The following is a 25,657-nucleotide window of genomic DNA, read 5'->3' as shown; positions in this document are numbered from 1 at the left end:
TACCTTAACTTACCTTTATTGAAACAAGTAGTTCCTTTTCTCCTTCATTAAAAAACACTTCTAGCGGTATAGCTTCAGCTCCAGGAACCATATTAAAAGTTCTGCTTCCTTGTATCTCTTTTATTTTTATTTGTGCATTAGCTTTAATTGTAACGATACCTTCAGGTTTTTGAATTTTTAACTCTGTATCACTAACTTTTGTAACAGTTTCATTATTTGGTGAAATTATTGGCAAAACAAATGCTGTAGATTGCGAAATTACTTGATTTGTACTTACTTTAATTTTCATCTCATTTACCGAACATGTATAAACAATATTAAATTCTGATGCTGTCTCTTCAACTATATTTCTGTCTACATCTTTCAATTTAACGTTTGCTAATAATTCAATAGTAGCATTTTCATCTTTACTAGAAACGGTAGCTGGCAAATCATACAAATTAGTGTACCATTTATCATTTATAAATACTTCTATTCGTGGTGTTAATGCAATATCTTTACCTGGTTGTTCTTGCTGATTATTCTTTTCAACCATTTGATATTCTGCCATACTTGCTGCACATAGCAACCCTACTGTATTATGATACAAAACACCTAAAGCACCTCCAGAAGCTTGACGAAAATCGTACTTATAATGGTATTCGGCATCATACGCACTAACAGTTCCTCTCCAATCACCTCTCGCAAAAAGGTATACATCTAAATCTTTAAAATGTTTTACACCATCTGCTACCGTTCTAGGTAATGCCGCGTTTTTATTAATTTCTGGCAGATGTTGCCAATGATCCAACATAGCTGCCAATGGTTTAGCATGGGCAAATGTATGGTGCACACAAGGAGGTATTCCTGCAGAGACAAAATGTGGGCCTCCATGAATTAAACCATCTGCGGTACAACGTTTTAATAACTCGGTATTTTTTACTGCTGCAGTTCCAAAGGCTGGATTAATATGTGCCATCATACCAAATGCTGGTTGACTACCATCGCAGGTTCTGCTGCCCCAATAACTCCATTTGTACATACGGTTACCCCAACTATTATCCCAAGCACCATCTGGCAACATAAATTCTAAATGACTGTTTAAAGATTTAGTTACTATTTGTAATAACGATTCGTCTTTATGCTTTAAGGCATACATGACAATACTATTTAATGTTTCCTCTACATTATATCCTAAATCTACACCTTGTAAACCTTTAGCACTTAATTTTTTAGAATCCGGTTTACATTCACCAAATAATAGTGTTTCATTAGCTGTAAAATAGTCCTTAATTTCTACCGATAGCTTTTTGCTTTTTGCTATAAAATCAGGGTTACCTACAACATCACCAATTAAGTCTAAACCATAAATAGCGGTGCCACCATAATTAATATTTGTAAAAGAAATGGTGAACTCTTTATAAATAAACTGGCCTGCTTTTTCTAGACGTTTAGTCCAGGCCTTGCGGGTTGTTTCATTTAAAACATGACCATGATAATGCAAGGCTTCGGCTAGTGCAATAGCTCCAAAAACAGTAATACCTTTCCATGATTTGGGATTTCTTATTACTGTCCATGCACCATTTTCTTGAGACACATTGTTTTCTGCCCACGTCATAACTAACTCGGCAGCTTCAATATATTTTTCATCACCCGAAACATCGGCCATATATAAAAATGGATACACAGCGTCCATACATCGCCCATGGATATGCGAACATGATGGACAACCTAAAGCGCCATGTTCTTCTAAATTTTGTGGGTTATTAATCTGGACATTTATCATACCATCGCACCAGTCCTTCAACAAACCTGATATTAAATTTTTAAACTCCAAAGAATGTTCAGGATGATTTGAACAAGCGTTTAACAGTCCTGACATAGGAAGTGATAGCCCAATTCCTGCAAGAGCTGATAGTTGCATAAAGTTGCGTCTTTCCATAATTAACTACAATAGATTTTCAAAATGAAAAGTATTAGAAATTATATTTTAATCTATCCTGTTTCATCCTGTAATACTTAATTAAAAAAGCCAGAACATAATTTTCTGGCTTTTTAATACTTAATTTTTTAAACTCTTTTATTTTATTATAAGCTTGGTATTATAAACTTTATTAGCCCCATCAACAACCCTAATAAGATAAACACCAGACTTAAATTGTCCATTATTAATTACCTTTAGGTTTTCACCTAGAGACTTATTATTATAAACCGTTTTACCTAGCATATCAAAAATTTGAACTTTTACTTGATTTAGGTTTTTAAAGGCCATAGTAAAACTATCATTGGCTGGGTTAGGAAATATTTTAACCTCTGATGATGATAGTTTGTTTTCACTTAAACTAAGAGACACATTTGTTGGAATAGCTTCCCATACACTTCTATCATCAGTATCTCCAACCGAAATATGCGTTACCGTACCATTTGTATCGTGATACATAAATCTTCCACTATTTCCTGATTCAAACCTATATGTTTCATTAACCTCATCATAGTGGATGGTCCATATTTTATCACCATCTGTTGCTGGTGCGCCTTTTGTTGTACTAACCACAACATAAGCACCTCCAGGCCCTCCTGCTCCTGGGGCACGAAGTATTCCTAAAGTTTCACTATCTAAATTAAAATAGTTTCCACTTTCTACAAATGCCCAATGTGTATTTTGCTCTTCTCCAGAATTCGTCATCGTTACAGGAACAGCACTAGCTCCCGAATCAGTCAAAAACTGACCTGTTGCAACATTTCTTAATCTAAAAACATCATCAGTTGGACCAGGATTACCATTATCTATATTTACAACCTCTTCTTTTTGGTATGCGGTATTTGCCCACCTAATTTGAGCTCTACCTCCTTTTACCCTATAAGCGCCATATCTAATACCTGACTCTGTTCCTTTTTCTGGTTCTGGAATATTCCAATTAAAAACATCGCCTCCAATTATCGCGTTACAATAATGAATCTTTTTAGTAGCATCGCTAGGGTCTTCTCCAAAACCTACTTCTAACTCAAAGTTTGTTTCTACATTTTTACTAACATTTTTTAGAAAAACGACTTCCCTTCCGCTTCCTTCTCCTCCTCTATACAAAATACGCTCGGCGTAAATATCAAATGACACTTGTTTATCTGAATCGGCACCAGTACCATATACAGGTTTAGCTAGATATAAACAAATTGCTGGATCTGGAGAACCTCCTCCACCTGTATGCTTTCCTTTAGCTTGCGCGATGTAAGATCCATCTTGTCCAAAAGAACCAGCATCACCAACTTCAAGTATTCTAAAAACTCCTGTAAACTTAGCAAAACTACCTATACCCGTTTCTCTAGATCTACTTAATGACCTCTCCATTCTAGGTTGTAATCTTTCACCAAAATGATTTGAGCCATCTGTTATATTATACACTCCCCAGGTTTTGCCATATACATTACTTTCCGTATAATTTGAATAGCAAGTTCTATCATCTATAGTTCCAACATTAACCGCGTTCGGTAAATCTGGAGCAGATCTATTTGGGTTTTTAAATTCATCAGAAGCTGGACAGCTTATATCTGGATTAGTATCTTCATCGGGGGCTGTTGATTGCCCCGACACAAAAAGTGTAAAGAGCGTAACAGTACAAAATAAGAAAGATTTAAGAGTATTTTTTTTCATAGTTTAGATTTTTTTATTAAAATTATAACAATCAAATTTAAAGAGTATCCTGAACTATCCTGAATCTTAAACATTAAATACTACATTACGAGTGTAAACTGTTAAAAACACGTATAATAATTACTTAATTATGGCTGCTAATCTTATATTTTTTTGTTTTAAACTAAATATATTGTTCCCATAAGTTAATAAACAATACCTATAACTTATTTGTAATATTTACAAGCTTAATATTTGTATTAGTCGTGGTGCTAGAATTTAGTTTATTAGGCATCCTTTACTATTTTAAATTACTTAAAGTTAGTGGATTAAGCGTCTCTAACTTCTATCTAATTAAATATAGGAAGAATATAAACATCATTAATACTTTAAATTTTATGTTTTTATAGAAAACCTAGATATTACATCATAAATAGTATTTTTGTATCCGCACACACTGTACTAATAAACTAAAAAACGAGAACTAATAGTTATTTATTTATGGTTTTAAGCCATTCTATTCGACTGTTAGTTTTTACTAAAACTTACTGTTATCAATTGTAACACTAGCATTATACTAACTTTAATGTGATTGTTTATATGAAATGAAGTTTTTATTAAACTAAATACAATAAAGCCTAGAGTTTTAGATGCTTTTAAAACTAAGACTAAATTTCTTAGAATTATTATGTGTATTAGCATATAGGGAAAACAAAAAGGTCATTTATAATTATAAATGACCTTTTATCTTTATTTATTTCTAGTATTCTTTTTTATTGCTTAACTACTTTTGTGCTGTAAGTAGCATTATTACCCGATATTTTAACAATATAAACACCACTAGTTAAAGTACTCGTATTTACATTTAATTCAGATTCTTGATTTACGTTACGAGTTAATACTTTTTTACCTAATAAACTATATACATTTACTTCTTTTACTTTAGAAGGTAATCCTTTTATTTGTAATTCGTTAGAAACTGGATTTGAAATAAATAAATTACTCGTATCAAATTTTTCAGTGCTTAAGCTAACTGCTTCCCAAGAAAATTTTTCAGGAGTCCCTCCATTAACTTTAACATCAAGCCCTAAACCAGAAGTTTGAACTCTTCTTTTTGATCCAGACCAACCACAATCAGTACATATATTCTCGCTAAAAAGTTGCGTACCAGAACCTCTAGTAGGATTCCAACGATCTAGTTGAAGTGCACTAGGAGCAGCAGTTGTATTTCCTTTAACAACTAACTCAGCCGTTTGACTTCCTGGATTCATTAACTCAACCACACCTATACCTTCTTTTACAGATTCAATAAAATAACAAGAAGTACAAGTAGCAGAATCCCATGTAACATTAAAAGTTTGCAATTCTGGTTTTGCTGTATTTAAAGCTTGGTATGTAAGTGTATACGTAAAACCTCCAAACAGAGGTGGTTCCATGTCTGGTATTGTAAGATATAAATCTTGGCCTTCTATTTTAATTTTAAAAGTTCCATCGGTTTGAGTAGGATAAGCATTCCCTTGTGCTTGCACCTGTAAGGCAATCACGGATAAAAATAAAAATGCAATAACTTTAAATGTAATTTTTTTCATAATTTTTAGTTTAAATTAATTAATGACACAATATATGAAAATCAATCAAATATATTATCCTGTACTATCCTGCTCACCCAGTACCTTTCAATATATTGTTAAATATAATTGCACTATTTAGCTAATAACGACAGTAAATTATTTGCTTTCACTTAAATAAAAATTTAATTAAATAAACAATAATCTTTTAATGATGCCATCTTCTGTTTTTAACAGATATATTCCTTTTGAATTCTTAGAAATATCAACAAAGTTACTATTGCCTTCAGTTATTTTAGCACCTAACAAAGTATAGACTTTCCATTTTTTTGGTTTACTTAAATTAAACACTCCATTTTTACTTGGTATAGGATATACTTTTAATATTAGTGCAGAAGCATTTTCTTCATTTACACTTAAACTACCAACTTTATTTAAAGTTATATAATCATAGGAAGGTCCATTTCCTGACTGAGGAATTCTAAACTCCAATACAAATTGTCCTTTAAGTAATTCAAATTCTAAAGATTGATAATCCAAAAACACTACTGATCCTGTTTCATTTTCAGACCTTATAATACCCGAAGACATTGAGCCTCCACGATCAAAAAACAGTTCGGTTGATGATGATAAGTCTCTAGGTAAAACATAAGCAGATATAGATTTAGATGTTGTAGAAAATGTTCTATAATTAATAATCATTTCATATTTCCCTGCCTCCTTAACATCAATGGTATATCTGGTATACTCATTAGGGCGTAGACTATTTAAGATAAAATTGGTTCCACCAACAGAAACATCTACATTTTCACCTTCTTCGGTTCTATATACCCCTCCAGAATTACCAATATCGGTATCTGAAAAAGCAAATCCTTCTCCACCTCTATCAAAATCCTCTAATTGGATTGTTCCAGGTACAACATGAGGAGCTCCTAAGTATGGCTGAGTTGGATAATTATTACTACTAACGGTTATAGCTGTTTCTTTTGTTCTGTTTCTCTTATCTGTTAACACTAATTTCAAAGTGTAGCTTCCACTAGAAATGTTTTCTAATAATGCATCATTTTGTCCACTATACCCCCAGGTAAATGGTGCTTTATTAACACTTCTAACTAATACATCATTAACAAATAGGTCCATACTCGCAATATTTTCTGGAGCAAATGTAGTAGAGGCTTCTACTTCAATATTTCCTCCGGGCATAATATTATAGCCATGGTTAGGAGTTACAAATATTGGTGCTTCAATTGGCATAACTTCCAAAACATGTATTTTATCTAAATTAAATCCTTCATTTTGAATATGTATCTTTAATTCATGAAGCCCTTTTGTTAATCTAGAGCTCAACTTAGTGACACTTTGAAAATTTGAAGAACTACCCGTTTTTGCTAGTAGAAAATTATCAAATAACACAACATCATCTATTTCTAAACTAACCAGAGCTCCAGTATTTTGAGCAGCATAGATAAATTCAAAATCGTAATTTCCAGTTTCTAGTACATTCAGATCATATTTTAACCATTCCCCATTTTGAGTGTCTCCAACATAGACTATATTGTTTTCAGTACCAACATCGACACCATCAGTATCTATACCTGTGCTTAAGGTATTATCTGGAGTTGTATCAAAATATCCAACACCTTGTCCACCCTCTTTGTAATCTTCAGCTTCAATAGTTCCAGGTATTAACGCAATCGTTTCATCATAATAAATTCCTGAAATTCTACTTACAGATAATGGCGGCAATGTTATTGTTCCTTTACCTTCCTTAATTAACTGCAATGCATCTGAAAAATAATCAATAGGAGCTACAACACCCAAATTATCAAACACTAGAGCTTCATGTTTAAAATTATTAGAATAAGCGACATTATTAAACCTTAATTCGAATGTAACTGGCTTATCTGTAAGATTAACTGCCACAACTTTTGTTTCGCCAAATTCGTTTATAGTAGCTCTCGCATTTACAGCATTTACCGAACCTCTCGAAACAACTAATTGTGCGGATGATGTTAAATTTCCATTTAGCATTGTGGCATCTCTAAAAACGTCTTGTATAATCTCGTAAGTCGACAAATAACCTCTTTTTTGCAAAGGGTATACAGGTTCTCTATTGTCCCCTACTACTACCATAGCATTTAGTACCCTATTAAAAATAAACCAGTTTGCTCGCTCATATACATCTTGATTTTTAGACATATACATAAAAACATCTGCCATACCTAAACAAGCACCAGCATGAACTTCTGACCCTGCAGATACACCCCACTCTGTTAACCAAACAGGTTTACCCTGTGCGTAGTTATCTCTTACCCAATTTACATCTTCTGCTAATTCTAATTTAGCCGTTAATAAGGCGCTATAGGCACTATTACTTTCTCCTGGCACGTCAGGGTCTGCCCCTAAATATTTATGAATTGTGACTGCATCAAAGAAACTCCCATCTCCCTTAACGGTATTATTATATGATGCATGGCTTCTTCTCCAACTTAAAGGCAAGGATAATTTTATATCTGGAAATTCGGCTTTAAGTGCACTAGAAACCTCTGTTGCCGCTAACAAATACATTTCGGGGGTTTCTGTTCTTAAAGCGCGCTGTCCTCTCCAAAAATGCTCGTTTCCAAGTTCGATAGCTTTAACTTCTAGACCTAATCCAATATCTTTTTGCGCTCTAGCAACACTACTTGCGCCGTCATCAAAATTAATAGAGTAAGTCCACATCATATCATACCCCTTTCCTCCTATTCTATTCTTTTTTTCTGTATTTAAAGCTGCAATTCCATCTATATCGCCCGTTATACTAGACACAAATATATCGAGTGCGTCTTGATGGTCTCTATTATCATAACTATCTTGTTGGTACCCATCTGTTTCCCATTCATAAAAATTAGCCCAAACGCCATGAGGAAAACGTATAGTTACTGGATCTACTAGATTAACAAAGTCTTTTTGCGTTTGGGTATCAAAGCCTTGTATATTATAACCTATTAATTTGTTATTAAACACCTCTGTATTTGCCGTTTCTACATTTAATGATGCTGTAATATTATTTGGTAGACTAAATGGATATTCTTGTGCTTTTACCTTAAAGTTAAAAAGTAAAACGTATACTGCCAATACTACATATTTATAGTATATCTTTTTTAATGAAGTATTTTTATTCATCTTATTGTAAATAATAAAATATTACGGCTAAATTAAATTGTTTTTCGTAGAAACCACTTCTATAAAAAACAATACATATCTTGGTGTATTAGAAGTCAATACAATTTAAATATACATATATATCGTATAACTTTTATACCAAATAGTATTTTTTATAAAAAAACTTTACGTTTGGTAGCTAAAACAAAAATTAACTCTACAAGCGAAGTGGTTTTAAAATAATTTTATCTCTCTCAAAAATTGTATTAAACCACGCACTAATTATTTAAAGGCCTATACTATTTAAATTAAAAAAGCGTAATAGAGTACACGTTTACGGTTAAAACTAGAAGTTAGTTTATAGTTAGAACAACAAAATAAATTACATAAAATAGAGTTAAATATTAAATTAAATGAGTATAATAAAAGCAATTCTGTTTGGCATAATGACCAACCATAATAAAAAAGTTAATATCCACATTATAAAGAAATAAAGTTCCAATACTTGTTAATAAAACACTAGTTTCTATAAAAGTTTACTTGTAATTTTTATCATTTTAAGAGTTGACCTATCAAAGGTTGTTAAAAATAAAGAATATTATAAACTTAATAGAAATGCGATACAAAAAAGAATAAATGGGATTATAAAACAAGAATAGGTACTATGAACTAATTTACTTAATTTTAATACTAAACTAAATTGCATTAAATTTTTATTAGAAATTAACAGTAAATACATATTAAAAAGAAAACAATATTTTACTAAAAAAAGGTAGTGATATACAATCACTACCTTTTTAATTCTATACTATAATTTAATGATTACCCAGGTATTCTAGTTTAACTTTAAAACCTCACTACCCGCCATTAAAAAAGCACCTGTACCAAAATTTTGCCAAGAATTGGCAGATGCCGGTTCTGGAAATGCTCCAATATTTTGCACCCAACCTACGCGACCATCATCGTGTTGACATGCCGCTATAGCATGCCACGCTTTTTTGACTGCTGGTATGTGTTTTTTATCTAACAAACCATTATTTATACCCCAGGCTAAAGCAAATGTATGGAAACCACTTCCACTAACTTCTCCATGATTATACGATTCTGGAGAAAGCAAGCTTGTTCTCCATAAACCATCTTCTGGCTGAATAGCTAATATTTTAGAAGCCATTTCTTTATAAAGTTTCTCGTAAAATGGACGGTGCTCATAATCTGTTGGCATATCATCCAAAATCAAAGCTAAACCGGCAATAACCCAACCGTTTCCTCTAGACCAAAATACTTTTTTACCATTAGGTTCCTTACTGTCTTTATCTGAGCCAGTCCAAACAAAACGCATATCTCTAGCAAATAACTGCTCTTCTTCATCATATAACTGATTGTAAGTTTGCATGTAAAACTTATGCATTTCATCTAAATACTTAGGTTGGTTAGTATGTTTAGCATATAAATTTAGGACGGGAGGCGCCATAAATAAAGCATCACACCACCACCATAATATGGTTTGCCCCATTTCATTCTTTCTATTACCAGCTTTCCATACATCATCTTCATAGAGATGTGCGTCTAGAAACTTTTTAGTAGGCTCTAAATCCACAAAGTTTTTTCTGTTATCTACCATATCAATATACAAATAGCTATACGAAATAGCAACATCGTCTGCATGGTGCAACCTATTGTAAGTTTGCCAATTATTCCAGTAAGCTTGGTTTTTTAAAGCAGCCATATACATCATATCATTGGTTGCTTTATGCGCTCTTGTAACACCTGTATAATAAGCCCCAGCCGTCCAATCTGTTGGTGCAATAGCAAATATAGGATGTGCTTCTTGCCACTCTAAAGCTTTTATCATAGAGGCTTTAACCACTGCTTTATCTATGGGCTGCTCTTTGGTGATTTTTTGAGCGGTTGAACAATTAAATAATAATACAACGGCTACTAGTGTTAAAATCGTCTTATTCATTATGTCTTATTTATTTAGTTTAAATGTTGTTTCTAAATACTTTTGCGATGAGGTTCCTATTTTTACGGTATAGTCTCCTGATTCTAAAACCTTTTGCATTGAAATACCCGTAAATTCTAACATTTTTGGTGTAATTGTGAATGAAACGGTTTTACTTTCTCCTGGATTTAACTCTATTTTCTCAAAACCTTTAAGTTCTTTATCTGGTCGTGTTACAGAGCCAATTTCATCTTTAATATACATTTGCACCACTTCTTTAGCTTTAATACTACCATTGTTGGTAACCTTTACACTAACCTCCAACTCTGTATTAGGTGTTATTTCAGGGTTTGAAATTGTAATGTTTGAATATTCAAATTCGCCAAAACTTAACCCATGACCAAAAGGATATAACGGCCCTTTACCCAAGAATAAATATTCTTTTTTATAGTTGATTTCTTTCATGCTATAATGGTATGGTAATTGACCAATAGATCGTGGAATTGTAACTGGTGATTTTCCTGATGGCGATACCTCTCCAAAGATAATTCTTGCTGTAGATTCGTCTCCAAACTCACTTAAATCCCAAGTGTCTAAAATAGCATCTGCATGCTCTGAAATAGCATTTATAGATAATGTTCTTCTGTGCTTTAACACTACAATAACTGGTTTTCCTAACGCTTTAATTTTTTCAACGAGCTCGTCTTGAGGGCCAACAGGATCAATAGTTGCTCTATCACCTAGTGTACTATTACTAAAATAAGCTTCTTTAGCGGTATACTTATCGCCTCCTAAAAATAAGATATTTACGTCTGCAGATTTTGCTTTATTTACTAAACTCGCAATAGCTTTAGGATCTCTTTCTAAAAGTTCTGGTGCCCCACCTTTTTGATTGGTTAATTGAAAGCCTTTTTCTGCTATAAACTTCACATTTGAACCTGCAGCAGATTCAAACATTGCTTTTGTATCTTCATTTAATAATGGACCTAATAGTGCCACTTTTAAAGACTTGTTTTTTGATAGCGGTAAAGCTTTATCTTCATTTTTTAGTAAGATAATAGATTCCAAGTCTGACTCTCTGGCCAATTCTAAAGATGATTCTGCTCTTACGCCTTTCTCTACTTCTTCAATATCAATATACGGATTATCGAATAATCCTAAAATAAACTTAGTTCTTAGTACTCGTCTTACAGATCTATCGATTAGTTTTTCAAGTTCTGGGTTTTTCTTTACCATTTCAGGTAAGTATGCGTAAGAATCTTCAGCATATAAATCGATATCGATTCCTGCTTCTAAGCCCATTTGTGCTGCGGCTTCTGGAGACTCTGCAACACCCATAAAATAATACAAACGTGCTATATCATTTGAATCTGAAACCACATAACCTTCAAATCCCCATTGATCGCGTAATACGCCAGTTAACAATTCTGGATTACCATGACTAGCTACACCGTTTAAATCGCCATGCGATGCCATAATCCCTAATGTTTTTGCTTCTTTTACTGCTGCTTCAAACGGTGGATAAATTTCATCAATCAATGTTCTTTCTGAAATTTCGATTGCTGCAAAGTTTGAGCCTCCTAATACTTGCCCGTATCCTGCAAAATGTTTTGCAACGGCACCAATATGCGTTCCGTTTCCAAGGCCCTCATAATTACCTTGTACACCAATTATGGCGTTTTTTACCATTTGCGTTGTTAAATAGGTGTCTTCTCCAAATGCTTCACTCATTCGTCCAAAACGTGGATCGCGTACAATATCTGCTTCTGGTGAGTGGCACATGTGCATCCCCCTTAATCGTGCTTCTCTACCTACTACATCCCATTGACGTCTTACCAAATCTGGATTAAATGATGCTGCCGATGTCATTGGGCGACCAAACTTAGTACAACCCTCTGCATCTACGCCGTTATAAGATTCTGTAACAAACAATGCAGGGATTCCCCAGCGATTATTTTCTATAATATATTTTTGAAGTTCATTATTCAACTTAGCAGCAGTTACAGCATCTATATGTTCGCCCGGGTTTTTAATTCCTGCTATACCAATTTTTAATTTTTCTATAACTTTATCAGACAGGGTTAGTTTTCCATTTTCGTCGTGTTTTACTCCAATATTTGCATGAAAAATACGCATTTGCGCTACTTTTTCTTCCAAAGACATTAAAGGTAATAACGCTTCTACACGATCTTCTATTGCCAATGATGCGTCTTTATAATCCTTTGCTGAAGATGAAGACTCTCCGCAGGAGTAAAAGATTATGCTTAATAACGTTAGGGGTAAAATGAATAATTTTTTCATTAGTATTTATGGTTAAATTTTAATTATTTTGAAAATGAAAAGGAATCAATTTGTAATGAATTAGAGTCTAATTGCTGTACTAGAAAATAAAAATTCTCTGTACTTTTTAAGTCTTGCAAATCGATTTGTATAGTTTTAAATGTATTAGTATTAGGCTTTAAATTAACTATTTTTTGATTTATAATTTCCCCATCTAATCCATTTTTTCGGATTTGAATAGAAAACTGTCCGCCGTTAGGAGCGTTTACTTTCATATTTAGTATAGAATACTTGTCTAAGCCATTGATATTTGGAAAACTTAAATAACTTTTATTTGCCGCTGTTTTAACAACAAAGCCATTTTCAAATTCTTTTTTTAATAAACCATCTGCTTTAAAATAATCCTCAGCTTCAATATTAGACTGATTAGCATTGTATTGTCCAACACCAACGCCATCCACTCTTATTGTTGCCATTTCTCCATTTTCCTTATAGTGAATGTAGCTAATAAACGTATCTCTAAAATAGCGATTTCCTGTTTGACTTATATCGCAATAGGCGTAATACCATTGGTTATTCCATTCAAAAAAAGAGCCATGGCGTCCTTGCAAAAATCCATTGGGCCAAGTGGGAGCGTTATAACCTTTGGCAAAACTTTCCTCTTTTATAACAGAATCTTTATATTCATAAGGGCCATATAAGTTATCAGACATGGCATAAAAGCAACCCCAAGACAAATAGTATTTTCCATTTCGTTTATGCATAAAAGGCTTATCGTCTGTTGGTTTTTCTAAGTTATTACCCTCTGGATTGTAAGGACCTTTAGGATTATTAATAATAAGTTTTCTTGGTTTTTCAGCAAGACTTATCATATCATCATTCAGCTTTGCCATATAATAATCCCAAACACCAAAAATAATATAATGCGCTCCATTATCTTCAAAAACAGCCATATCGTATTCATGTGTTGGCGTTAAGTCTGAATTTAAAAGAGGTTTTCCTAAATGATCTTTCCAAGGCCCTGTTGGGGTATCTCCTACCACAACCCCTGTTTGTTCATTTCCTTCTGAAAAATACCAGTAATATTTTCCGTTTTTATATGCTGCATCCGTTGCCCAACATCTTGAAAAATCTTTTCCTATATAGGTATCTTTAGGATTTAAAACGCTTCGCTTTGTCCAATTTACTAAATCTGGAGACGACAACACCCACCAATCTTCCATAATAAATTTTTTATTATCAATGGATTTATCGTGAGATGCATAAACATAAGCTGTATCGTTAAAAATATGAATATGCGGGTCGTTTAAACCTTGATTTGGAACAATAGGATTTTGAGCATAAAGATTACATATCCCTACTAATAATAAGAAAGCATAATTATTTCTAAGATGTACTAGCTCCAGCATTCAGTTAGCAATTTATTTAGCCAATAAATATAACATTTGACCTTTGGAGACGCATCCTGACCTGTCCTGTTTTAATTTATAAGTTACGTTTATACATCCTTAAAATGATAGCTCCTTACATTAGAATACTTATTAAGTGAATATAATTATAAATTTAGCATGACTAAAAGAAAACAAAAATTTAAAAACGGAACTAAAAATATGACATTAAGTATTTTAAAATGATTGTTTATGCAAAAAAAAAATGCCAATAACTTATTTATTGGCATTTCTCATTCTAAAATTAAAATGAATTAATTTTAAGTTGAATAATATGCTTTCCTGGTGATAACCTAATAGACTCGAAAGCCGCTGGAACCTTATCTCCATTATGTATTAAATCCTTTCCATCTAGCCCATTTAAAGAAAACTCTGCTACCATATTACCCGGTATTTCTATTTCGTAAGTTTGAAGTCTTGCACCGTTGTACGTGTATTTTCCTTTAATTGCACCTCTTACAGTTGGCACTTCAATTTCACTAGACTTTAACTTACTCATTTGTGGCTTAATAGTTGCCACCCCAAATCCTGCTGTTTTAGGTTTAATACCCCACAATCCTCTTGGAATTACATTTGCAGGTACTGCACCCCAAGCATGATTCCAGTCTAAATTGTTTTTATATTTTAAATCCCAAGCTTCTAATGTTATTGTAGAACCGCTCCTAATCATATTATACCAGCTTCTTTCAGCTTTACTTGCCATTAATTCTAAAGCATAATCTGCTTCGCCTGCGTTATACAAACCATCCATTAAGAATTGTGCTCCGTATACACTGCAAGCCATACCTCTAGATTTCACATAGTCTACTACAGTTTGGTAATGCTCCTCAGGTACTAACCCAAATGCTAAAGGCATCATATTAGCATGCAACGATGCATGATCTGTACCTATTCCGTCTACATAAATGCCTCGTGAAGCATCAAACATTTGTTCATTAACTGCTTTTTTAACTTTGGCCGCTCTTAATTCAAAATCTAAAACTTCTTGGGTTTTTCCTAAGATTTGAGCAAATTCTGCCATGATTTTCATATTCTCATAGAAAAACGCATTAATTACAGTACTATATGGTTTAAATACAAATCCGTCGCGCTCTCCTTTAGTTTTACTACCGTTAAAGTTTGCAGAAGGCCAATCAACAATATCTGATAATGGTTTTTTATATCCTTCTTGAAAGCCTAATTTTTTCATAAAGTCGGCATCAACTTTTGTAGACGTGATTAAACCATCTTCATTAGAAAGTTCGAATAATGTTTTGTGCTTTAAAGGCTCATAATAACGCTCTATAAGTTCTGTATTTCCCGTGTACATATAGTCTGCATAAATTAATAATGCTACATGTTGTTGCCATTCTGTTGGCCATGTTGGGTTTTTCATAAAATACTCGATAGTTCGTCTTGCCATAGCAAATTCCCTATCTGTGGTATAATGACTTAACTGGTTTAAGTACGCATCAGCTTCGTAAGGAATGCGCTCTCTATCGCCATCGACATATAAACCATTAAAGGTTGTCGCTTTTATTGAATACTTACATAAATCCCATACTTGATTTAAAATATCGTTGTTACTTGTAAAACTGCTAGCCTCATCATCCCAATAGGTACGATATACTAATTGTTCAAAATTATCACCAGATATTGCGTTTTGCGCACCTTCAACTTCAGCATATCTAAATGGCACAAGTGGAGGAAATCCGTTTGGTAACGGAATGGCTTTATTAGCTCTTGTATTTCTCTCATTTTCCTGTACTTTTATTTGATATTTTGTCTGTCCTGGCTTTACATCCACTTTAATCTCTTGATAACGAATATTACTTTTCTTTGGCGGTGTTCTATTAACATTTCCATTGTCGTCAATCATTTCACCAACTCTAACGGTCAAGGTATGTGGTGTTTTTGCTTGGTATGTAAAGTCCATGGTAGCAAATCCTGCTTTACCAAAATCCATGAAATAAAAATCACCTCGCTTTTCAAACTTAACCGGCTTTATTCTATCTATTTCAAATTTATTTTCAGTTGAAATTATATAACTATCACTTTTACCTGTTGTGAATTTTTGAGCTTCGGAATAATCAACCAATCTATTTTGTTCATCCCAAATTCTAACTTTCCAATAATAGGTTTGTCCTATTGTAAGTGGGTTTCCTTGATATTCAACATTTGTTGATTCTAAAGAACGTACTTGACCACTATCCCAAACATTGCCATTATTATTATCAATGTCCATTTTATTTGAAGCTACTAATATTTGATAGGCGCCTTGAAATTTTGAACCTAACGGAACCGTCCAACCAAACTCTGGTTTTAAATCAAATATTTTAACATCTGTACTTGGCTTTCTTATTAATTCTACCGTTAAATCTGTTGGCGCTGCTCTATATTCATTACTATTCTTTTTGATTAATTCATCAAGTTTAGAGCGAAGTTTATTGGCAACGTCTTTATACTTTTTCTTTCCAATTAGGTTGTTAATCTCTTTTGGATCTTTCTTTAAGTTATAAAGTTCTTCAATACTTTTATCATTTACATATCTAAAGTATTTCCATTCATTTGTTCTTACACCTTCACTAGGTGGAATTTCGCTAAAATCCCAAATGTGTTCTATTAAAATGGTATCTCTAGATATGGTATTTGTTTCTTTTTTAACTATAGGCATTAAACTTTTACCTTGCCATGTATCTGGAGCTTTTACACCCGCAATATCTGCAATAGTTTGCGGTACATCTATATTTAATACCATATCATTAACATCTTGATGGCTGTTAACTCTAGGATCGAAAACTATTAATGGCACACGAATAGAGTTATCGTACATTAACCATTTTCCAGCTAATTTTCGTTCTCCTAAGAAATAGCCATTATCTCCCATCACTATAATTACGGTATTTTTATCAAGTCCTTTTTCTTTTAGTTTTTCTCTAATTTTTTTAATTTCTAAATCAATTCCAGAAATCATTCTATAATACCCTTTTAAACTATGCTGATATTTTTCTGGTGTATCATAACGCCAAGTCCAACGCAACCAGTTAAAACCGTCTCTTACAATTTTTGGTTGGGCATTAAAATATTTATCATCGCCCAAATCTGGACCAGGAATGGTTGTATTTTCAAGTAATTTATCGGTTTCGGCCTGCCAGAAGTATTGTTCTGGAGCACCATCGTGTGCATGCGGTGCACTAAAACTTAAGGATAAACAGAAAGGCTTATTGTTTTCGGCATTTTTTTCAATAAAATTTAAAGCTTGGTGCCCTGTATACCTTGTTAAGTGCACCGTATCATTATCTATTGTTTTGTAGTAATACCCTCTTCTGTCTTTATATCTGTTATTTCTGTCATAAGACTCATATTCATCAAACTGTTTATCCAACTCATCATATCGAACCCCATATTTTCCATAAAAACCAGTGTAATAGCCATTATTTTTAAGAAGCGTTGGATAAGAATTGTCCATATACTCACTTCTTATATTTCCTGTTTGAAAATTAAAATTATGTGCACGTTCATGCAAACCTGTTAAAATACTTGCTCTACTAGCTGCACAAATTGGGGTGGTAACTATGGCTTTATTGAAGTAGGTTCCCGATTTAGCTAAATTGTCCATTTCTGGGGTTTCAACAAACTTATTACCAGCATAACCAATAGCATCAAAGCGCTGATCATCTGTTAGAATAAAAATAATGTTTGGTTTCTCTATATTCTTTACTTTTTGTTGTGAAAAGACTGTACTAAAATTTATAATGGTAAGTAGTCCTAATAAAAGTGTGTGTTTTTGCATGAAGTATTATTAGTTTAATAAATTATTTAAAAAATATGCTATGTATAACAGTGAAAAAATTAATAGATCAAAAAAAAAAATAATTTTTAAATATAAATAAGCACTGTACTAATTCCATCCTGTACTATACTGCACTACTATGTTAATCACAAAAAAAACCCCTATTACATTTCAAGTAATAGAGGTTTTAATAATTTATGTACTAATTTTTATTCTGCTTCCGATAACAGCACTTTATCTATAACATGTATAAAACCATTAACTGCAACTATATCAATTAATGTTGGAACCAAATTAGCAGTTCTACCATTAGGATCTGTTACAGTAATATTATTCACATCTGTTGGATTGATAAACAATAGCTCATTATTAAATGCAGGAATAGGGAAAGGTCTTCCTATTTCTATAAATTCTGGTGTACTAATAGGAGCAATATCAATTAAATGTGTGAAAATAGCATCTGCAACAATAGAAGGATCTACTTCTGATAATTCTGCAACTCCTAATTCTACCAATAAATCAGCAAAGGCATCATCGGTTGGCATAAACAGTGTTCTTTCTGCACCTGGATCTACTAATCTGAACCTCAAATTAGGGCCGTTTCCATCTTCATCTCTTGCTGTTTGAGCAAATTCTACGGCGTCATCAAACATGGACAATGATGGCAACATAGCCGAAAAATCTAACATAACTGGCAAATCTATAACCGTATCAACAATATGTAACGCTCCATTATTCGCCCCAACATCAGGCGTTATAACAGTAGACTCACCATTGATGATAACTCCATTAGTTGTATCAATATACATCGATACATTTTTAGCGGTAGCTCTTGGTCCAACTAGCGCTGAAGATGTTGTAAGTCCTGTTGTAAAATCTGCCGCTTTAAACTCACCTACTAAAATATGATTTAGAATAACGACTTCTAAATCTATTGGGTTTATTAAAGAAATATCATCAATACCACTATTATCTAACCACGCTTGAAAAGCAGCATTACTAGGAGCAAACACTGTAGTGTTACTATTAGGCAAATTTAATTTTGCTAACAATTTTTCGCTATTATTCTCTTGTTCTAGAATACGCAAAGCTTGTTCAAATATGCCTAAATCTTCATTTGCTATAATTAACTGCGTAATCGTTTCTGGATTTTCTACAACACCAGCTTCAAATGGAATATAAAACTCATCATCTTCAGGAAAGTTACAAGAAAACAACATTGCTATGGCAAACATTCCAATAAACCATTTATTTATATTTTTATATTTATTCATTTTATTATTTTTTATTTAAGACTAAATCTTCTGTATATCATTAATAACCTTTTATTAGTCTACAGATAAATTCTCGTATAGACCAAACGGCTGATATCTAGCTGTATCATTTAAATAATGTCCAATACCATTACTAAACACATAGTTATGTGCTCTCACCCTTTCATTGAATCCTGGTTCTACAGCAGTAGAAATTAATGGAGCATTAACGTTATTAACCTCCATTTCCCACTCTATATCTCGTCTAATCGCAATTTCGGCCTTAGTATTAGACAAACCAATAGCCTCCCCTGTAGTAGCATCTACATTAACTGTAGGCAATAAGGTGGTAAAGATAAAATCTTTTTCAAAAATTGTAATCTTAGGCACTTGAGCAACCTCTTCATCAATAATATGATATTTTAAAATTGCTTTTAGCTTGTTAATCTGAGCTGGCTCAGTAATAGTAGCCATAAGGGAATCAGCATTAACTCTACTTAATGTTCCTTGAGTTCTACCAGTTATAGCTCTAATAATATCTCTATCTGGATTATTACCAGTAAATGCATTATTATTCAATAAAAAATAGGTTCTTTCTCTGGTAGTTGTTTGATTATATAATTCTTGATATCCGACGTGTTTAATGGCAGCTATCATAAAATCTAATTCTTCTGCGTCTGGTACTTTTCGATTTTCATCATCTACAATAGCATTGGTCGTCCTTGTTTGAATATATTCCCACGCTGTCATATTAGCAAAAGGATCTCCAAATGTATTTTCTGGTTTAAAATCAAATGAATCTTGTGGCTCTAAGGTACATGAATAAAACACCACCGTAAAGCAAACAAGTACTATAATTTTTATATATGTTTTCATAATATCTTATTTTTCTTTTAAATTATTATCTCCAACCCAAGTTTTGCTCTAGCAAATCGTTTTCATTAAGATGGTCAATAAAGATTGGCCATATTATTTGGTCCTCCGTAAAGGGCACAACAGCACCATCTTCTCTATTTTGTAAAATTGGCGTCATAACTTCGATAGCCTTATCATTTCTTACTAAATCCCACCAGCGTTTAGCTTCTCCAATTAATTCAAACTGTCTTTCAACTAATAAAAAATCTAATTGTTCGTCGAAAGTGTCACCAAACTCTTCTTCACTTGCTAATGGTAATTGTCTCGCAGTTCTTACTTGATTTATTAACTCAAAACATCTTGGGGCATTATCAAGCTTTAATTCTGCTTCGGCTAACAATAAAATCATATCTGCTAAACGAAATACTGGTATATTCGTATCATCCTCGTTAGGGTTTAGTCCTGATCTATTTTTTATCCATTTAGTGCTTCTTGCCAAACCAAATTCTTCAGATCCTAAACCTTGTTCATAATCATCGCCATTTCTATTCATAAATTGCCTCCAATCACCATAAACAGGTACAATTTCCGTTTCTCCATCAATTAAAACCTCTCTTGAAAATACAGGAGCTGTATCAGGATATTTAGTAGCCCAACCTAAAGAATCTGCCGGAAATCGCTCAACCCATTTTTGTTCTACTTCTACAGAAATTGTAGTTACGGCAGCACCAGCAATATAAAACCTAGCCAAACCTGAAGTATTTACATCTGAATAGAAAAGAGAAAATATAAGTTCTGAACCAGATTGTACTTTTCCTCTTGCTTCTGGAGATGCATCATTTGCCTCCTGATTATAAAATAAATCTAACCATTCTTCTGGAGTAGTAACTAAACTGTGTACACCTAATGCCAACAAGTTTTGAATAGCATTTTTTGCTAACAACTCTTCTTCTTCCCACATATAAACTTCTGCCTGAAGAGCATAAACCCCTCCCTGAGAAAATGTAAATTCAGAATCTATAGTAGTAATCATCTCTTCTGCTTTTTTCATATCGGGAATTACAACAGTTTCAAGAATAGTATCATAATCCTCTTGTGAACGAAACGCTTCAGATATTGATGTAATAGGTTCAAGAAAGACAGGTAAGTTTCCCCAAACACGAGCCATATCAAAATACATTTTAGCACGAATAGCGTAAGCTTGACCAATTATATTCTCATCTACACCTTCTACTGATTCGGCAGATTGAATGATTCTATTTACAGCATCTATAGCTTGGTAATGGTTTGCCCATCTTAAGTAACCTTCTCCTGGATCCATTGTACTATTATGTACAGAACTCCTTGAAGCATCATTACCTTGAGGCTGAAAATTATCTGATCTTATCTCACCAGTGTTTATATAAAATTGACTATATGCTTGAGAAAATAAACCATAAGCCCCATTTAAAGCCAACTGTAATTGGTCGTTGTTTTTGTAAAAAGACTCTGGAGCAATATCACTAACAGGAAGCTCTTCAACAAAATCATCACAGGAATATGTTATTCCTACAGTAGCAAAAAGTAGAATAACAACTTTTAACTTTTTTAATATATTATTTGTATACATAACTTTTCTTTTTTTTAAAATTGTGCTCTTAATGTTAATAAGAACTCTCTATCATTTGGATACCTTAAACTATCTTCACTTGGAGTTAAAGGGTTACCTCTACTACCAAACTCTGGATTATAACCTATATAGTTAGTCCAAGTCATAATATTGTTAACGGCAAGATTTAAACTTAATCTATTCATCCCAATATTAAAAGATTCTAACACATCTTTAGGAAATGTATAGCCAACACGAATATATCTCCATTTAATAAAACTACCATCAGACACAAAACTACTATTAGCTGTACTATTTGAAAAATCAAATCTATTTTGATTACGTGCTCCTCCTGGTTGTAAAGTAGGCCATTGAGCAATATCTCCTTGCTCTCTCCATGCATTTTGAAGTCTATCAGGAGAAACTGAAAGCACAGCCGCTCTTAAACTATTCCTATCGTGATCATAACGTCTATAAATTTCATTTCCAAAACTATAATCAAATGATGTATCAAAAGTCCAATTTTTATAAGTAAATTCATGATTAAAACCACCATATACAGTTGGTAAACCATTACCTAAAACTTGCTCATCTTCACTATCAATAAAACCGTCATTATTCACATCATCCCAAATATAATCACCACCTCTAAGAACATTTCTACTAGATCTGTGTACTAGTTGTCTAATTTCTGCATCGGCAGGATACGCGTCTCCATTACCTCTATTATAAGATCCTAAGAAAAACCCGTTTGCATCGAAGTTAGGAAATAAACGTTCTCCTTCAGGCGTGTATGCATTAGACTCATCATATTGATAAACTCCGGTATTTTTATATCCCCATATATTTCCAACAGGTCGACCTTCTTCAGTAATAAAACGTCCTGTTCGGATAGGCACCGCTAGTTCTTCAACATTGTTCTTTAAAACACTTATGTTAAATTGAGACCTCCAAGTAAAATCTGTACTTTTAATAATAGTACCTCCAATTGTAAAGTCTACACCATTATTTTTTATGACACCTCTGTTTTCAAGTACAGATGAAAAACCAGACTCCTCTGGTAATTCAGATTCAACAAGAAGCCCGTCTGTTACTTTTTCCCAAACATCTAGAGCTATATTTAATCTTCTACCTTTAAAAAGACTTAATTCTAAACCAAAGTTTTTAGATACTGATTCCTCCCACTGGATATCTGCGTTACCTAAAGTTAACGGTATAAAACCTCCAATATCACTTGGTCCTAAAGTACTTACATACCTATAAGGTTGAATTCTATCGTTTCCTGTAATACCATAACTACCTCTAACCAATAAATTTTTAATTACACTATTATTCTTTAAAAAGTTCTCATTACTAACTCTCCATCCTGCTGTAGCAGAAGGAAAATATCCATATTTATTATTAGCCCCAAAACTTGATGAACCATCTCTACGTATCGTTGCTCCAAATAAATACTTATTAGCATAATCGTAATTAAAACCACCAAACAATGAAAATATTCCAGTAGTAACAATTTGTGTTCTATCTCCTCCTTCTTTATCTACAAAAAATGTATTATTATCTAAGCCTGTTTCTGTATCCACTCCTGGATCATTAACCGCATTATTCCAAGTTTGAATTAAATCATTGTTAAACTGAGCTGCGTAATTAAAATTATCTACTTTTCTTCTTTGTATTTGCATACCGGCAAAGGCAGAAACATCATGATTTCCAAAAGACTTCAAATAATTTAATGTGTTGTCTTGCTGAATTTGATAGGTTAAAGTTTGTCTTTGATCTCCTCTATGTATACCATTTTCAAAATTACGAGGATCAAGAATCGCTGGCGCAAAATTATCTCTTCTATCTAAAAAGAAATCAACACCTAATGTAGATCTTATAGATAATTCTGGTGTAATACTAAACTGTGCATAATTAAAAACATTACCTCTGTAACGCCTTCTATCATTCTTTCTAAGAACCGCGTTTTGAATTGGATTTAAACTAAATTTGTTTGGAGAACCTGGAGTAAAAGATCCATCTGGCTCAAAAAGTGGTAAATAAGCTACCCTGTTTAATAAGTGTCCAAGTACAGGTCCTGTACTGATACTATTAGTATATTCGTAAGATAAATTAACTAATGTACCTAATTTAAATTTATCACTAGGCGTAACATCAACTTTTAAACGTGTATTAACTCTTTTATGCTCACTATTTATAATAAGTCCTTCTTCATTAAAAAAACCTGTATTCCAGTAAAACTTTGCTTTTTCAGAACCACCACTTAAAGCCACATTGGTTTGATGTCTAAGCGCTGGTCTAGTAACCAACCTTTGCACATCAAAAGAGTTTCTAGACACTAAACTTAAAGAGTCTCTACCACCTCCTATACCCCAGGTTGTATTTTGAAGTCTTTCTTGCTCTATTCTTTGAGCTGCATTAGCTGCTGGTAAATCTCCAATAAGTCTATTAACGCCGGTTACTGTCGTAATATCTAAGCTAAGCTTACCTACTTTCCCCGTTTTAGTTTTAATAATTACAACACCATTACCCGCTTGAGAACCATATATAGCCGCAGTTGCCCCGTCCTTTAAAACCTCTAACGATTCAATATCATTAGGGTCAATATTATCTATATTAAAAGTTTGTTGACCATCTACTACATAAAGTGGCCCTGTTGCTCCTGCAGACAATGTTGACAAACCACGAATTTTTATATCAAAACCTTCTCCAGGACCATTATTAGAAACAACCTGAACACCAGATAATTTACCTTGAATACCTTGAAGCGGATCAACTGGTGCCGCCTTTTGTATTTCTTCTGACTTGATTGTTTCGACAGCTCCTAATATTTTTTCTCTTTTTACAGCTTGAAAACCTATAATAACAATTTCGTCTAAGCCTGCAACATCTTCTTCTAAAGTTACATTAACAGTAGCCTTATTACTTACTTCTACTTCCTGTGTTTGGAAGCCCAAATAAGAAAACACTAATGTTTTTTGACCTGACACTAATTGAATAGAATAATTCCCATCAAAATCTGTTACAGCTCCTTTACGTGTCCCTTTCTGCAACACATTTACCCCTGGTAAAGGCAATCCATCTGCTCCTGCAACTGTTCCTGTAATTCGCTCTTGGGCTTCTAAACTAATAGCCGAAAAAGAGGAAAACAATATTGCCAGCATTAGCACTATTCCCGATCCAGCGCCATGTCTTTTAATTTTTTGTTTCATTTTTAATTTTAGTTTTAGTTCTTAAAATATAAATATTACGTTAAAATTATTTTAATAGCCTATTAAATGCTAAATCATAATAATATGTTAACAATTTTACGAATAACGGTAAAGACTAGTATCCTGCTCCGTCCTGCGTAACTCTAAAAGTTTTAATCAAAAAACGACAATTTTATCAACACTCAGACCTCCCCAAACACAACATATTGTTAATAAGCAAGTTAAAACACGTCTTTATTAACAATGAAAAAACAACAGTAACTAATTATTACAACATTTAACATTAGTGTGGAGAATATTAAACAAGTTAACCCTAATAATATATTAATTTATTTTCTAGTAACAATAATCATAAAGTTAACAAAAACTTAATACATTTCGCAACTTTAAACAAAACTAACTTAAATGGATTCTATTTTAATACTAGAAATAAACCTCGTTTTACTCATCAATTAGCACATTTATACAAAACAAAAACAGGTACTAGTGCCTAGAGAATTGACATCCTTTTTATTTCGAATCTTCATTAATACTAAATACCATTAACAATATATTTATTATCATCAAAATAATTATAATTAATAATATCGTTTTCATATTTAATTTACTTAACTTTCTACAAAACCACAAATTATTTCTTCCTTCATGGTTATAAAACGCTTTATATATACTGATTAATAATATTCTCGAACAACTCTTGTTTACCACTTTGTAGTTTTAACTCGCCATTTTCCTGAGCTAGTTTGTACAAATCTTGTAAACCTAATTTTCCGTTTTCGAAATCTTTTCCTTTTCCTGAATCGAATGAGCTGTAGCGTTCTGTTCTTAATGTATCGTAAGGAGAATTTGTTATAATTTTATCGGCAATTAATAAAGCTCTAGCAAAAGTATCTGCTCCACCAATGTGTGCGTAGAAAACATCCTCCATATCGGTTGAGTTTCTTCTAATTTTAGCATCAAAATTAACACCTCCACCTTGTAAACCTCC

At 32.9% G+C, this 25,657-nt stretch carries 12 protein-coding genes and 1 pseudogene; all 13 read right to left on the bottom strand.

Translation table 11 applies throughout. From position 1 onward, the window contains the following. Positions 1 to 4 precede the first annotated feature (4 nt). The gene (locus tag BMY96_RS12025) at positions 5 to 1,903 is read right to left on the bottom strand and encodes an ulvan lysase-like protein (protein ID WP_245750631.1); all 1,899 of its coding nucleotides are present in this window, start codon (positions 1,901 to 1,903) and stop codon (positions 5 to 7) included. 156 nt (positions 1,904 to 2,059) lie between these two features. Continuing rightward, a complete protein-coding gene (locus tag BMY96_RS12020) occupies positions 2,060 to 3,628 on the bottom strand; it encodes a T9SS type A sorting domain-containing protein (protein WP_092852504.1) in 1,569 nt (522 codons plus the stop codon). Between the two features lie 752 nt (positions 3,629 to 4,380). Continuing rightward, positions 4,381 to 5,196: a T9SS type A sorting domain-containing protein gene (locus tag BMY96_RS12015; RefSeq protein WP_092852502.1), complete on the bottom strand. Its 816-nt coding sequence runs from the start codon at positions 5,194 to 5,196 to the stop codon at positions 4,381 to 4,383. A 168-nt stretch (positions 5,197 to 5,364) separates the two neighbouring features. After that, complete coding sequence (locus BMY96_RS12010) at positions 5,365 to 8,340, bottom strand: carbohydrate-binding protein (RefSeq protein ID WP_092852500.1); 2,976 nt, start codon at positions 8,338 to 8,340, stop codon at positions 5,365 to 5,367. Between the two features lie 814 nt (positions 8,341 to 9,154). Next, positions 9,155 to 10,282 carry a glycoside hydrolase family 88/105 protein gene (locus BMY96_RS12005; RefSeq protein WP_092852498.1) on the bottom strand — a complete coding sequence of 376 codons (1,128 nt, stop codon included), beginning with the start codon at positions 10,280 to 10,282 and terminating at the stop codon, positions 9,155 to 9,157. A 6-nt stretch (positions 10,283 to 10,288) separates the two neighbouring features. Beyond that, entirely contained in the window at positions 10,289 to 12,562 is a 2,274-nt protein-coding gene (locus BMY96_RS12000) for a glycoside hydrolase family 3 N-terminal domain-containing protein (RefSeq protein WP_092852496.1), read from the bottom strand. A gap of 23 nt (positions 12,563 to 12,585) precedes the next feature. Continuing rightward, positions 12,586 to 13,950 carry a family 43 glycosylhydrolase gene (locus BMY96_RS11995; RefSeq protein WP_092852494.1) on the bottom strand — a complete coding sequence of 455 codons (1,365 nt, stop codon included), beginning with the start codon at positions 13,948 to 13,950 and terminating at the stop codon, positions 12,586 to 12,588. 283 nt (positions 13,951 to 14,233) lie between these two features. Further along, positions 14,234 to 17,761 carry an alpha-L-rhamnosidase-related protein gene (locus BMY96_RS11990; RefSeq protein ID WP_092852492.1) on the bottom strand — a complete coding sequence of 1,176 codons (3,528 nt, stop codon included), beginning with the start codon at positions 17,759 to 17,761 and terminating at the stop codon, positions 14,234 to 14,236. A 209-nt stretch (positions 17,762 to 17,970) separates the two neighbouring features. Next, positions 17,971 to 19,035, bottom strand: a complete 1,065-nt coding sequence (locus BMY96_RS11985) for a fasciclin domain-containing protein (protein ID WP_092852490.1) — start codon at positions 19,033 to 19,035, stop codon at positions 17,971 to 17,973. Positions 19,036 to 19,089: 54 nt separating this feature from the next. Beyond that, a complete protein-coding gene (locus BMY96_RS11980) occupies positions 19,090 to 19,848 on the bottom strand; it encodes a hypothetical protein (RefSeq protein ID WP_217639596.1) in 759 nt (252 codons plus the stop codon). Positions 19,849 to 19,915: 67 nt separating this feature from the next. After that, complete coding sequence (locus tag BMY96_RS11975; protein WP_092852486.1) at positions 19,916 to 21,478, bottom strand: RagB/SusD family nutrient uptake outer membrane protein; 1,563 nt, start codon at positions 21,476 to 21,478, stop codon at positions 19,916 to 19,918. A 14-nt stretch (positions 21,479 to 21,492) separates the two neighbouring features. Further along, a complete protein-coding gene (locus BMY96_RS11970) occupies positions 21,493 to 24,669 on the bottom strand; it encodes a SusC/RagA family TonB-linked outer membrane protein (protein ID WP_092852484.1) in 3,177 nt (1,058 codons plus the stop codon). 661 nt (positions 24,670 to 25,330) lie between these two features. Next, positions 25,331 to 25,657 (bottom strand): annotated as a pseudogene (locus tag BMY96_RS11965) (xylose isomerase); the annotation flags it as partial.

It is taken from the genome of Algibacter pectinivorans (assembly GCF_900112595.1).
In the GTDB taxonomy this organism is placed as follows: Bacteria; Bacteroidota; Bacteroidia; order Flavobacteriales; family Flavobacteriaceae; genus Algibacter_B; species Algibacter_B pectinivorans.
Note: the sequence above shows the minus strand (reverse complement) of the source record. Positions and strands in the feature narration are given on the sequence as shown.